Origin of the sequence: Acinetobacter sp. Colony158 (assembly GCF_019264745.1) — a bacterium.
Taxonomy (GTDB): Bacteria; Pseudomonadota; Gammaproteobacteria; order Pseudomonadales; family Moraxellaceae; genus Acinetobacter; species Acinetobacter ursingii.
This window is the reverse complement of sequence record NZ_CP078523.1, coordinates 3,204,497-3,217,008: the sequence shown is the minus strand read 5'-3', so window position 1 is coordinate 3,217,008 and position 12,512 is coordinate 3,204,497. Positions and strand designations below refer to the sequence as shown.

At 40.3% G+C, this 12,512-nt stretch carries 15 protein-coding genes and 1 pseudogene; 15 read left to right on the top strand and 1 reads right to left on the bottom strand.

All coding sequences use genetic code 11. The features are described 5' to 3' along the window. Window positions 1-208 precede the first annotated feature (208 nt). The 15 genes and pseudogenes from JR005_RS13060 to pyrF all read left to right on the top strand — a co-directional run bounded on the left by JR005_RS13060 (window position 209) and on the right by pyrF (window position 11,605). Complete coding sequence (locus JR005_RS13060) at window positions 209-709, top strand: type II secretion system protein (protein WP_267460125.1); 501 nt, start codon at window positions 209-211, stop codon at window positions 707-709. Further along, window positions 696-1,319, top strand: a complete 624-nt coding sequence (gene gspI / locus JR005_RS15180; RefSeq protein ID WP_218665239.1) for a type II secretion system minor pseudopilin GspI — start codon at window positions 696-698, stop codon at window positions 1,317-1,319. Before JR005_RS13060 ends, gspI begins: the two co-directional genes overlap by 14 nt. Window positions 1,320-1,681: 362 nt before the next feature. Beyond that, window positions 1,682-2,359: a GspJ family type II secretion system protein gene (locus tag JR005_RS15030; protein ID WP_228731707.1), complete on the top strand. Its 678-nt coding sequence runs from the start codon at window positions 1,682-1,684 to the stop codon at window positions 2,357-2,359. A 5-nt stretch (window positions 2,360-2,364) separates the two neighbouring features. Further along, on the top strand, window positions 2,365-3,330 hold the full coding sequence (gene gspK, locus JR005_RS13045; RefSeq protein WP_151732310.1) for a type II secretion system minor pseudopilin GspK: 966 nt from the start codon (window positions 2,365-2,367) through the stop codon (window positions 3,328-3,330). A gap of 161 nt (window positions 3,331-3,491) precedes the next feature. Beyond that, entirely contained in the window at window positions 3,492-4,088 is a 597-nt protein-coding gene (locus tag JR005_RS13040; protein ID WP_151732311.1) for a 6-pyruvoyl trahydropterin synthase family protein, read from the top strand. Window positions 4,089-4,135: 47 nt separating this feature from the next. After that, window positions 4,136-4,849: a uracil-DNA glycosylase gene (gene ung / locus JR005_RS13035; protein WP_004997171.1), complete on the top strand. Its 714-nt coding sequence runs from the start codon at window positions 4,136-4,138 to the stop codon at window positions 4,847-4,849. Then, window positions 4,846-5,970 carry an enoyl-CoA hydratase/isomerase family protein gene (locus JR005_RS13030; RefSeq protein WP_004997179.1) on the top strand — a complete coding sequence of 375 codons (1,125 nt, stop codon included), beginning with the start codon at window positions 4,846-4,848 and terminating at the stop codon, window positions 5,968-5,970. Before ung ends, JR005_RS13030 begins: the two co-directional genes overlap by 4 nt. Before the next feature lie 3 nt (window positions 5,971-5,973). Beyond that, on the top strand, window positions 5,974-6,495 hold the full coding sequence (tadA, locus tag JR005_RS13025) for a tRNA adenosine(34) deaminase TadA (RefSeq protein ID WP_218665237.1): 522 nt from the start codon (window positions 5,974-5,976) through the stop codon (window positions 6,493-6,495). A gap of 112 nt (window positions 6,496-6,607) precedes the next feature. After that, on the top strand, window positions 6,608-7,045 hold the full coding sequence (locus JR005_RS13020; protein WP_034697759.1) for an SRPBCC family protein: 438 nt from the start codon (window positions 6,608-6,610) through the stop codon (window positions 7,043-7,045). Window positions 7,046-7,055: 10 nt separating this feature from the next. Continuing rightward, entirely contained in the window at window positions 7,056-7,739 is a 684-nt protein-coding gene (cmk, locus tag JR005_RS13015; protein ID WP_218665236.1) for a (d)CMP kinase, read from the top strand. Window positions 7,740-7,852: 113 nt separating this feature from the next. Beyond that, complete coding sequence (gene rpsA / locus JR005_RS13010) at window positions 7,853-9,526, top strand: 30S ribosomal protein S1 (protein ID WP_004989421.1); 1,674 nt, start codon at window positions 7,853-7,855, stop codon at window positions 9,524-9,526. A 157-nt stretch (window positions 9,527-9,683) separates the two neighbouring features. After that, window positions 9,684-9,989, top strand: a complete 306-nt coding sequence (locus tag JR005_RS13005) for an integration host factor subunit beta (RefSeq protein WP_004989420.1) — start codon at window positions 9,684-9,686, stop codon at window positions 9,987-9,989. 30 nt (window positions 9,990-10,019) lie between these two features. Then, window positions 10,020-10,385: a lipopolysaccharide assembly protein LapA domain-containing protein gene (locus JR005_RS13000; RefSeq protein WP_004989418.1), complete on the top strand. Its 366-nt coding sequence runs from the start codon at window positions 10,020-10,022 to the stop codon at window positions 10,383-10,385. A gap of 150 nt (window positions 10,386-10,535) precedes the next feature. Next, window positions 10,536-10,811 (top strand): annotated as a pseudogene (locus JR005_RS15175) (transcriptional regulator); the annotation flags it as partial. Window positions 10,812-10,921: 110 nt separating this feature from the next. Then, window positions 10,922-11,605, top strand: a complete 684-nt coding sequence (gene pyrF / locus JR005_RS12995; protein WP_004989417.1) for an orotidine-5'-phosphate decarboxylase — start codon at window positions 10,922-10,924, stop codon at window positions 11,603-11,605. On the opposite strand, the gene JR005_RS12990 is transcribed toward pyrF, so the two are convergent. Continuing rightward, window positions 11,602-12,510 (bottom strand): lysine exporter LysO family protein, encoded by a 909-nt coding sequence (locus JR005_RS12990; RefSeq protein ID WP_004989415.1) that lies wholly within the window; start codon window positions 12,508-12,510, stop codon window positions 11,602-11,604. The two genes, pyrF and JR005_RS12990, sit on opposite strands and share 4 nt — an antisense overlap. Window positions 12,511-12,512 lie beyond the last annotated feature (2 nt).

The window sequence follows — 12,512 nt, the reverse complement described above, 5'->3', positions numbered from 1 at the left end:
TCAGGATGAACACGCGAAGCATAGCTTYTCGTCTTGCGCTYATYCTCRYACTCGAAGCATAGCTTCTCAGCCTTCTTGYGAAGCGTTGCTTCTCAGATCGAGCGYTGCTCGATTTAAACCTYGCCACTCCAAGCATAGCTTYTCRTCTTGCGCTCGGACAAAGCGTTGCTTTGTTAATACTCGCTCAGGATTTACGTTGATCGAGTTGATGGTGGTCATTGTTATTATCGCGATTTTGGCTTCGCTGATTTTATTAAATATCAGTGGGGTCGATCAGCGTAAAGCAATGCAAGCACGTGAATTTTTTATTCTCGATTTAAAAAAAATCAATAAAGAATCGGTTGATCAATCCCGTATTTTTGCTCTATTAACTCATAATGCGACCGATGTTGCCCCATTTAGCTATGAGCTGGCTGAATATCATGACCTTCGTGCTCAAACGGTTATTCAGGAAGATAAAAAATGGCAACCTTATTCGGAATTTCCTGTCAGAGTATTACCTGAAAGAGTTGCGTTTAATATTGAATCTGTTGATCAAAACTATCAGAATGCAACTCAACAGGATTTAATTAATCAACAAGCTTCCAAATTAATTTGGTTTGGTAATGGTGAAGTAAAACCAGTACGAATCCAGTTTTATTTTGAACAAAACCCTGTTGGTGATCCAATTGAGGTTGATCATCTGGGTAATATTAATGAAAACCAATAAACCCGATTCTGGATTCTGGTCTTATGCTCATCCTCGCATTCGACGTATAGCTTCTCATTATTCTTGCGAAGCGCTGCCTCTCAGATCGAGCATTGCTCGATTTAAACCTCGCCACTCGAAGCAGAGCTTTTCGTCTTGCGCAGCGGCAAAATTATGTTTTGTTAGTCCTCGCCATTCGAAGCATAGCTTCTCATCTTACGCTCGGACAAAGCTTTGCTTTGTTAATCCTCGCTCAGGATTTACGTTACTTGAAGTGATGGTGGCTTTGGCTATTTTTGCAATTGCAGCTGTTGCCGTGACAAAAGTGGGTATGCAATACACTCAGTCCACTGCAAATGCCATTTTAAGAACCAAAGCCCAGTTTGTTGCCATGAATGAGGCGGCTCAAATGGAAATTAATAAACAATGGCTGACAGGAACTGAATCTAAGCAAATTACCTCTCAGGGTGAAACTTGGCAAATTGATAAGCGCTCTGAATCGACCATCAGCCCTAATGTACAGCGGGTTGAGATACAAGTCAGTTTATTTAATAATGAGCAAGGTAAGATCGAATCTGGCATTACCAATATTGTGTTTTTTAATTATCCTCAACAAGTCAAAACGCAATGAAAAATAAAAATGACAATCAAGCTTGTAATGAAGCCATTTTTTCGAGACGTAAAATAATTACGCAATTTCAACCTTGCCAATCGACCTATGGCTTCGTGTCTTGCACTCATTCTCGTACTCRAAGYAMAGCTTCTCAGTCTTCTTGCGAAGCGTTGCTTCTCAGATYGAGCGTTGCTCGATTAAAACCTCRCGACTCRARGCATAGCTTCTCACCTTGCGCTGATCTTCGCACTAAAAGCACAGCTTCTCGTCTTNNNNCAGGATCGAGCGTTGCTCGATTAAAACCTCGCGACTCAAGGCATAGCTTCTCACCTTGCGCTCGGACAAAGCGTTGCTTTGTTAATACTCGCTCAGGATTTACGTTGGTTGAGCTTTTAGTCGCGATTGCGATATTTGCAGTATTGTCTGCATTGGGTTGGAAAGTTTTTGATTATCTCATCAAGACTAAAGATCGAAATGCTCAGCACGAAGAGCAACTTTTTATTTTACAAGACGCATATCAGCAAATTTTGCGAGATACTCTACAGATCATTCCACTTACGGCAAATATGAATGGGCAAATGCGTCCAGCATTATCACTGAATAATAACGTACTCCAGTTTAGCAAAGCTGGTGTGACTGATCCATTAGGGCAGGGGGTATCGCCCTATGAGCGGATTGAGTATCGCTATGATGTTTCGCAGAAAGTAGTCTATCGCTTAAAATATTCAGATTTGAATTTACCCAATAGTGCACAGCCTCAATCCAGTATCCTATTGAAAAATGTGGAACAGTTTCAAATTAATGTATTGAATCCTCAAGCTTTAAATCAATGGCCTGATGCAAATTTAGATTTTACTCAGACTCAAAATTTAAAACTTCTGCCCGCAGGTTTAAAAATTGATGTCGCCATTGCAGGAACTGAATATGAATGGATTTACAACTTATTGGATACTAAAGCTATTGTTTTAAAGCAGCAACAAAATGATGCATCAAGCAACAATAATAATTCAACGAATAATACCAATCACAATTCCACTAATCAGACTGGACAGAATTAATCGTCATGATGAGAAGCCGCATAAAGAACCAGCAAGGTATTGCACTGATTACAATTCTGGTGATGGTGGCGTTAGCAACAATTTTGGCCGCAACAATTGCAAAAAAACAAAGCAATACTGCTGAAAACACAGCCTATCTGATTCGACAAGATCAATCCTTGCTTTATGCCAAAAGTGCGGAGGCCTTCTTTTCTGAGCTTTTGGTGCAAGATGCTCAAGATAGTGCGCAAGTTGATCATCTGGGTGAAACGTGGGCTAAGCCGATGCCTGCTTTTCCTGTGGAAGGTGGTTATATTTCTGGAGAGTTGCAGGATGAATCTGGAAAATTCAATCTTAATAATTTGGTGAAGGCGGATGGAACACCTGATGAAAATGTTCAAAAATGGTTTGAAAAGTTATTGGTCAGAGTTGGGTTGCCAGCAGAACTAAGTCAGGCTGTCATTGATTGGCAAGATCCAGATGATCAACCTACTGGCGCAATGGGGGCGGAAAGTTCGTATTATCAAGGTTTACAGCCGCCTTATCTTGCACCCAATACCCAGTTTCATAATATTGAAGAATTAAAAAGGGTACGCGGTTTTGAGGGTAAAAATTTTGATTTGATCAAACCTTATATTAGTGCTTTACCCACTACACAATCCACAAAAATCAATATTAATACGGCACCTGCTCTAGTTCTGGCAAGTATTGATGAAAAACTGGATCAACACGCGATTGACGATCAACTTAAGGCAAAATTTGCAAAAATGGAATATTTTAATAGTGTCAATGATCTCTGGTCATTAGATGCATTTAAAAATATTGATCCAGACAATAAACAACGGGTGATGTCTTTACTCGATGTTAAATCCAATTATTTTCAGGCACATATAGAGGTCATGTTGAGTGAACGTAAACGTCAGTTTAGTAGTAGCCTGATGCGTAAGGACAAACAGGTTTTTGTCTATTCAAGAAGCTTGGCGCGTTTTTAAAAGTATTAAAAAGTACGATCGCTCATCAGTGTTGAAAAATTGACCTAAAAATAAATGTTCTGATACTTTTTGACTATTGCTATTAACGTTAAAATTAATGTAAAGCTCCGACTTTTTCCTTTATAATTAGAATTCGTTGATCATTATTTTTAATTTGGCGCATGTTAATCCGAAAGTTATTTAAGTTTGAAAATGCTCATATTGTGCGAAATTGTACATCGGATCGTTGTAAACGTTCGATTCATGGTCATAGCTATAAAGTTGAGTTGATACTTAAAGCTTCCAAGCTTGATCATGGGCAAATGGTATACGACTTCGGTTTGCTCAAAGGGGTCATCAAAGAACTATTTGATAGCTTTGATCATGCGATTTGTTTCTGGCAAAATGATAGTGCTGAATATATTCAAGCCTGTAAAACATTTAGTGCACGTTGGGTGGCGTTACCTGTTTCACCTTCGGCAGAACAGTTTTCCCGTATCTTCTTTTATTTGGCACAGCAAGTTTTAAAATCAACGGAAACCCAAAATGGTGAAGGAGATGTTGAGGTTTATTCTGTGATTGTGCATGAAACTGATACAGGGTATGCACAAAGCTTTTTGGAAGATATTCAAAATACACAAATGGGTGAACTGGATCTGGAAAGTATTGAATTTTCAGAGCAAGTCAGATTAGAGTGGTCTGATCCAGAGATGTATGAACAATTAAAACAAGGCGCTAAATTTCAAAACCCAAAAGTTGAGTTACAAGTGACCATCTAGGTCAATAAAGAATATAAAAGGTAATCGATTGATTTCAGGATGGAATAATGCAATTAACTGAGCAACAGCAGGATAAACTGGGTAAGGTTCAGTTAGAACAAAGTTGGAAATATTCACTGGCAGACTTTTTACTAAGTCCGCTGATGGATAACTTGCGTGATTTCTTGGTTCAGGAAAAGCAGGCGCAAAAACTGGTTTATCCGCCGAGTAAACAAATTTTTAATGCCCTGAATACCACGCCTTTAGATCAGGTCAAAGTCGTTATTTTGGGACAAGATCCTTATCATGGACCGAATCAGGCCAATGGATTAAGTTTTTCTGTACAACGTGGCATCACTTTACCACCGTCTTTACGCAATATTTTTCATGAATTACACACTGATTTGGGTGTGCCTATGTCAAATCATGGGGATTTGACCAAATGGGCCAATCAAGGCGTTTTGCTTCTCAATAGCGTACTGACTGTTGAAGCAGGACAACCGACCTCACATCAGAAACGTGGTTGGGAAGAGTTTACAGATCATGTTATCGATGTATTAAATGAACAGCGTGAACATGTGGTTTTCATTTTATGGGGGGCGTATGCACAACGTAAAGGACAACGTATCGATCGAAACAAACATCTAGTGCTCACCGCAGCACACCCATCGCCACTGGCAGCAAATCGTGGCGGTTTTTTTGGTTGTAAAGTCTTTTCCAAGACGAATAATTATTTGAAACAAAATGGCATTGAGCCTATAGATTGGCAGTTGGACGCATGACAAATTCTCCCGATGTAACCCGATATCACCCAGATCTTATTGTCGAAGAGGCAAAAAACGGCTGGCGCATTGTTCGCCTGAATCGCCCGAAGTCTTTGCATGCTTTAGATGAGTCGATTGCGACTGCACTATTGCGTGTCTTTGAGGATTTTCACAAGGATGATCAGGTGAAAGCCATTTGGTTAGATTCTACAACGCCAAAAGCATTTTGTGCGGGGGGAGACGTCCGTAAGCTACGCCAGTTGGTGATTAATAATGAAGTGGAAACTGCCAATCAGTTTTTTGAGCAGGAATACGCATTAGACTTATTACTTCATAACTATGCCAAACCTGTGATTGTGTGGGGTGAAGGTTATGTCATGGGCGGTGGTTTAGGCTTATTTATGGCTGCACCATTTCGTTTGGTGACGCCATATTCACGTTTAGCCATGCCAGAAATTAATATTGGTTTGTATCCTGATGTCGGTGCAAGTCGTTTCCTCGCAGATCGTGGTCCTATAGGTTTATTTACAGGGCTGACAGGTTCGATCATGACGGCAGCTGGTGCGTACAGCATTGGTTGGGCAACCCATATCTGCGATGCTCAACGTGATAATGTACTGAAAAAAGTCATCGATATCGACTGGAATCATTATCCCGCAGGTGATTTTAGAGCAATTGATGATACCTTAAATAGTTTGCATCGACCTGTGGCAGCAGGGCCGCTACAAAATTCTCTGGATGTCATTCATAGTGTCTGTCGTGGCGTCAGTTTTGAGCAGGACTATCAGGCGATTATTGGACTAAATGATGCGCGTAGTGACTGGTTACGCCAAGCCAGTGAAAACTTGCAAAAAGGTTCACCAAGTACGGCAGCAATTACATGGCTTCTGTGGCAATGGGGCAAGCAGGTACATGCTTGGGATGAAGTGTTTAAGCTTGAAGCGCAAATTTCTGACTGGAAAATCCGCCATCCTGATTTTGTAGAGGGTGTTCGTGCACGTCTGGTTGATAAAGATTTATCGCCTGCATGGAAAGATACTCAAGATTTTAGCTTAAAAGGTATTTTGGGTGATCATCCACCTGTCACCAATATTGAAAGCTGGAATCAATTGCTCAAACATTATGGTGTTATCAACTAGCTTATGTCTGAGCCGATTTATTCTGATGAGTATTGGATGCAGCTTGCTTTTGAGCAGGCTGCATTGGCTGCATCAAAAGGAGAAATACCTGTTGGTGCTGTGATTGTGAGCCAAAATAAGGTAATTGGTACAGGTTATAATTCACCGATTTGTTTAAATGATCCTACAGCACATGCTGAGATTCGTGCGATTCGCATGGCTTGTGAATCGATTCAAAATTATCGCTTACCCGCTGATGCAACTTTGTATGTGACTTTAGAGCCGTGCACGATGTGTGTGGGCGCATTAATACATTCGCGTATTTATCGTGTGGTATTTGCAACCACAGAACCAAAGGCAGGATCGTTGGTCAGTGCGCGCCAATTACTCGACTCAGGCTATTATAATCATAAATTTATCGTTGAGCATGGTTGTATGCAACAACAATGCTCAGAGCAATTGAGCCTTTTTTTTAAGCAGCGAAGAGAGCAAAAGCGTTCCGAGCGTCTACTTAATTTTAACGCTTTAAAAAGTGATGCAGAATAATCTCATATTCGCTGAACTGACAAAAAACATTCACGCAGCATCTCTTGATTCCTTTTGTATGTTTCGATAGTGTGTTTTGACAATATAAATTGTCATTGCTATCTGGAGGGATGTGATGAATGCCATCACCATAAAAAAAGAATTTAATGCGCCGATAGATCAAGTATTTGATCTACTCTCAAAACATGCAACCTATAACCAAGCTTTTGCACCAATTCAAGTGGTGAGAGTTAAGGACTCCGCAGATCCTGATCGCCCAGATGGTTTAGGGTCAGTACGTCGTATGGGGTTTGGGCCATTTAAGCCGTTAAAAGAAGAAATTACTTTGTTGGAAGAAAACAAGCGTATCGAATACAAATTAATCGATAATCCATTGATCAAACATCATATTGGTCGAATCGATTTTCAGGAAATTTCGCCCAACAAAACTTTAGTGACCTATACCATTGAATTAACCGCAAAAATTCCATTTGTCAGCAAATTAATTCTTGCACAACTTAAAGCAGCGATTACACTAGGCTTTTCAAAATTAGCAAAATCGATCGCTTAGTGGGATTTTAATGACAGTTCATATTATTACAATCGATGGACCAAGTGGTTCTGGTAAAGGCACACTTGCTGCAAAACTTGCTCAACATTATGATTTTCATTTACTTGACTCAGGTGCTTTATATCGATTGCTGGGGCTGTCATTACATCAAAAAAACTTACTTGATGCGTTAGATATACGTTTAGATGAATGTGTAGAAGTTGCGACCCATCTTAATATTAAATTTGAAACAAAAGATGAAGGAACTGCCATTATTTTAGATGGTGAGGATGTGACCCAAACGATTCGTACAGAACGCGTAGGGGAGTTTGCATCACAGGTTGCGGCAGTTCCCGAACTTCGCAAAGCCTTATTTGATCGACAACGCGCTTTTATTCTGCCCCCAGGTCTGGTTGCAGATGGTCGTGATATGGCGACTTCCATTTTCCCAGAAGCCGAAGCCAAAATTTATCTGACCGCATCTGCTGAGTCGCGCGCAGAGCGTCGTGTAAAGCAGTTGCAGGGGATGGGGCTAGATGTTAAAATGAACGACATTTTGGCTAATATACAGTCGCGTGATCAGCGTGATATGCAACGAGCAGTTGCACCCTTGCGCCCAGCTGAAGACGCTTATCAGATTGATAGCTCAAATTTGACTATTGATCAAGTTTTTCAGTTGATGACCGATTACGTCGACCAACGTATAAAAGCCTAACCGATTTTTTAAATCAGTTAAAGCATAGCTTGATCAGTTTATTACGGACTATGTAGAGACTTAACTAAACCGGCCTTGTCTGATCCAAGACCGCTGACTTTATCAGGTATATCATGACCGAATCTTTTGCAGCCCTCTTTGAAGAAAGTGAATTAAACCTCAACGTTGAAAAGGGTGCAGTCATCCAAGGTGTTGTTGTTAGCATCGATAGTGACTGGGTAACTGTTGACACTGGCCTTAAATCTGAAGGCGTTGTTGACCGTGCTGAATTTTTAAATGAACAACGTGAACTTGAAGTTCAAGTTGGTGATACTGTTGACGTCGTTGTAGAAGCGCTTGACAACGGTATGGGTCAAACTGTTTTATCACGTGAAAAAGCAAAACGTGCTGAAACTTGGACTAAGCTTGAAAAAATCTTTGAAGATGGCGAAATCGTTACTGGTGTTATTTCTGGTAAAGTTAAAGGCGGTTTCACTGTTGACATCGGTCCAGTTCGTGCGTTCCTACCAGGTTCACTTGTAGATACTCGTCCAATCCGTGACACAACTCACCTTGAAGGTAAAGAGTTAGAGTTCAAAGTGATCAAACTTGATGCTAAACGTAACAACGTTGTGGTATCTCGTCGTGCAGTTATGGAAGCTGAATCTTCTGCTGACCGTGAAGCACTTCTTGCTCAGCTTGAAGAAGGTCAAACTGTTACAGGTACAATTAAGAACCTTACTGATTACGGCGCATTCGTTGATCTTGGCGGTATCGATGGTCTTCTTCACATTACAGATATGGCTTGGAAACGTATCAAGCACCCATCTGAAGTGGTTGAAGTAGGTCAAGAAGTGACTGTTAAAGTCCTTAAATTTGATCGTGAGCGTAACCGTGTTTCTCTAGGTCTTAAACAACTTGGTGAAGATCCATGGTTAGCGATCATGAACCGTTATCCTAAAGGTTCTATCGTTAAAGCTCGTGTTACGAACTTAACTGACTACGGCTGTTTCGCTGAAATCGCTGAAGGTGTTGAAGGTCTTGTTCACGTTTCTGAAATGGATCACACCAACAAAAACATCCACCCATCTAAAGTTGTTCAGATTGGTGATGAAGTTGATGTTATGGTTCTTGAAGTTGATGAAGAACGTCGTCGTATCTCTCTTGGTATCAAACAAACTCGTGCTAACCCATGGGAAGAGTTTGCTAAGGCTCACGACAAAGGTGAAAAAGTTTCTGGTACGATCAAATCAATCACTGATTTCGGTATTTTCATCGGTTTACCTGGCGGTATCGACGGTCTAGTTCACTTGTCTGATATCTCTTGGAACGAACAAGGTGAAGATGCAATCCGTCGTTACAAGAAAGGTGACACTGTTGAAGCGGTTATCTTGTCTGTAGATGCTGAAGGCAACCGTATCAGCCTTGGTATCAAACAATTGAACAGCGATCCATTCAATGACTTCTTGGCAGCGAATGAACGTGGTGCATTGGTTAAAGGTACTGTAACTGCAGTTGACGCGAAAGGCGCAACTGTTAAGTTGGCTGACGAAGTTGAAGCAACTTTGAAAGCATCAGAAATCAACCGTGATCGCGTTGAAGATGCAACTAAGTTCCTAGAAGTTGGTCAAGAAGTTGAAGCGAAAATCATCAACGTTGATCGCAAGTCTCGCTCTATCAACTTGTCTATCAAAGCGAAAGACGAAGCTGAAGAGAAAGAAGCTGTTGCAAATCTTCGTACTGCAACGACTTCTCAAGAAAATGGTCCTAAGACCATTGGTGACTTGATCAAGGCACAAATGAAGTAAAACTTATATAAAAGTACGGTTAGTGTAACTAATTCGTACTTTTTATACGATTTACTGTAAACGGTAGCGTAGTATTAGTGTACTGCGCTACCGTTTTGTATTTAAACAGGTTATTATTAAAGTCATTGAAAATCAGTAAGAAATAAAGAGGTCATCAATGACGACTGAAGCACTTAATAAATCTGACTTAATTGAGCGTATTGCCTTAAAGAATCCTCACTTGGCAGAACCTTTAGTAGAAGAAGCGGTAAAGATCATGATCGATCAAATGATCGAGGCTTTATCAACAGATAATCGCATTGAAATTCGTGGTTTTGGTAGCTTTGCATTGCATCATCGTGATCCGCGTGTAGGACGTAATCCTAAGACGGGAAAATCAGTTGAAGTCGCAGCGAAGGCCGTTCCGCACTTTAAACCTGGAAAAGCACTTCGTGATGCGGTAAACGAAGTTGTGGCAAAATAACAATTAAGAATTAATAAAAATGAGGTGCTTATGCGTATTATCTTGATCGCATTACTCGTTGTTTTATTTGGTTATTCGCTTGCATTGGTACTCCAAAATAGTACGGAGTTATCTGTGGATTTGTTGTTCACGCAAATACCAGCAATGCGTTTGGGCTTACTACTTTTGATTACTTTGGCACTTGGAATTGTCATTGGACTTTTACTGGGTGTTTTAGTCTTTAAAGTCATTCAAAAAGGTTGGGAAATTAAACGACTGAGAAAGGATATTGAACATCTGCGTAAAGAGCAGATTCAAATGGCACAGGTTGCTGCTGCCCAAGTTGCGGCGAATACCAAGCATGAAAAGACAGTGGTAGAAGTTCAACCTGAGACTCAGAATCGAACTCCTTTATAAATTGTCTTATTTATAGATGAAAGCATGAGATATTGAAATAGAAAAACCCTTTATGACTTAAAGGGTTTTTTTATGGGAAACCTATAGCTCTCAAGCTGGCAGTCACTCTAACTGTAATCAGGATTACGGGTCTATAGTTAGATCGGAGATTCGCATTATCAGGCAATTTACTAGCGAATTGTCCTACAAAACTAAGACATGATTTATATCCTGAGTACTCAGCCAAGTGAACCACGGATAACTCATCCGCACCCGATCGGAAGTATTGAACATATTATTATGCAAGTACACGCAAAAGTTGGGTTGAGTGCTGAACCCGTGATTTTAAATGACGGGGATTATATTTGTTAAGCTGCTGATCAAGAACATATACTTGAAGCACTCGGTGATGATACACGTGCCATCCTGATCTCTGAACAAAGATAGATCAGATCAATTTTGTGATATGGCTTTTGTCATAAAAGCCATATTCCTGCTTTGTTGAATGCGTGAATCCATCTATAATTAGCCGAATTTAAAGCTGTGGAAATAAATTTGTGAGTATTATTGTTGCTTTGGACGCAAAGAGCCAATATGACGCTTTGAGCATTGCTGATCAGCTCGATCCATCACTTTGTCGTGTAAAAGTGGGTAAAGAGCTATTTACTCATGATGGTCCACAAACGGTCAGAATTTTACAGGATCGTGGCTTTGAGTTGTTTCTTGATCTTAAATTTCATGATATTCCGAATACGACGGCACAGGCGGTTTGTGCCGCGGCTAATTTAGGCGTATGGATGGTCAATGTTCATGCTTCAGGCGGGCGTAAGATGATGGAAACTTGCGTTGAGCGCTTAAAAGCAGGGAACTATCATACTCAATTGATTGCTGTTACGGTTCTCACTTCAATGGGAAGAGAAGATTTACGTGATATTGGTTTAGATGTCGAGCCATTTGAACAAGTCAAACGTTTAGCTCAATTGACCAAAGACAGTGGTTTGGATGGCGTAGTATGTTCTGCGCAAGAAGCTAAGATGTTACGTGAGCAAATTGGTTCAGAATTTTCTTTGGTGACGCCTGGGATTCGCCCAGAAGGTTCAAGTGCCGATGATCAGAAACGGATTGTGACGCCAAAGCAAGCGATGCTAGATGGTGCAACTCATTTGGTGATTGGTCGTCCGATTACCAAAGCTGAAAATCCAAATGAGATGCTCAAAAGTATTTGGGCATCACTTAACTAAAGCATTAAAAAGAAACTAATGAGCAAGGGTGCAAGTAAACTTAATATGATCCCGCTCATCATGGCATGTGGTACATAATGTGTGCCGCATGACTGTTTGACCATTGCTAACGTGACATCCATTGATGTTGCGCCAGCGCTTGAAATTGCAGAGCGAGGAAAGCGCCAACCTAAGCAATACATCAACAGAATTGCAAAAATCTCTCTAAATAAATCAGTGAGTAAAGCAATGCCACCTAATTCGGTTGAATGTAATTTAGTAAATAAGATTCCTGACATCGAATACCAACCATAACCCTGAGATAAAGCAATCACTTCATTTAAGCTATAGCCAGTTAAAAGCATAAAACAGAAGAAAGCAGCAATCAGTGAACCAAATATCGCAGCCAAAGGTACAACCAGTATTTTCCAACTGAGCCAAGTACGGTCAAAATGGGTGTAAGCAAGTTCAACACCGATAAAACCTATAAAAACTAAAAGCAAATACCAACTATTGAACAGCACATTGATCTGAAAATGATGAACTATAAAGCCTAACGTGGCTCCAAAACCAAGTGCAATAAAGGCATAACTGATGTTTTTTAATGCATTTAAAAACAGATGTAAAGAAATTGTTCCCTGTACACTGTCTTTATCTAATAATTTATAAGCGATCAAACACACAAAAAATGAAGCAATTGAAGTTGATGCTGCAATTAAAAGAGCTGTGGGTAAAATCCGCTCAGGGTGCTCTAAATGAGTTAAGGCTTGAGCAAATTCAAAAGCAACACTGATTAACAGTAAGTAAGAAAAGTAGGGGAGTGTTTTAAATATAAACTGGCGAAGGGTTTGCTTTAAATGAGGTGCAATAAAATAGCCTAAGCCAATTGCGATAAAAATTTGCACAATTAAAATAAGGGATTGCATAA

Coding starts and splice junctions, on each gene's coding strand:
- JR005_RS13060 (WP_267460125.1), top strand. CDS start 209: ATGGTGGTCATTGTTATTATCGCGATTTTGGCTTCGCTGATTTTATTA.
- gspI (WP_218665239.1), top strand. CDS start 696: ATGAAAACCAATAAACCCGATTCTGGATTCTGGTCTTATGCTCATCCT.
- gspK (WP_151732310.1), top strand. CDS start 2,365: ATGATGAGAAGCCGCATAAAGAACCAGCAAGGTATTGCACTGATTACA.
- JR005_RS13040 (WP_151732311.1), top strand. CDS start 3,492: ATGTTAATCCGAAAGTTATTTAAGTTTGAAAATGCTCATATTGTGCGA.
- ung (WP_004997171.1), top strand. CDS start 4,136: ATGCAATTAACTGAGCAACAGCAGGATAAACTGGGTAAGGTTCAGTTA.
- JR005_RS13030 (WP_004997179.1), top strand. CDS start 4,846: ATGACAAATTCTCCCGATGTAACCCGATATCACCCAGATCTTATTGTC.
- tadA (WP_218665237.1), top strand. CDS start 5,974: ATGTCTGAGCCGATTTATTCTGATGAGTATTGGATGCAGCTTGCTTTT.
- cmk (WP_218665236.1), top strand. CDS start 7,056: ATGACAGTTCATATTATTACAATCGATGGACCAAGTGGTTCTGGTAAA.
- rpsA (WP_004989421.1), top strand. CDS start 7,853: ATGACCGAATCTTTTGCAGCCCTCTTTGAAGAAAGTGAATTAAACCTC.
- JR005_RS13005 (WP_004989420.1), top strand. CDS start 9,684: ATGACGACTGAAGCACTTAATAAATCTGACTTAATTGAGCGTATTGCC.
- JR005_RS13000 (WP_004989418.1), top strand. CDS start 10,020: ATGCGTATTATCTTGATCGCATTACTCGTTGTTTTATTTGGTTATTCG.
- JR005_RS12990 (WP_004989415.1), bottom strand. CDS start 12,510: ATGCAATCCCTTATTTTAATTGTGCAAATTTTTATCGCAATTGGCTTA.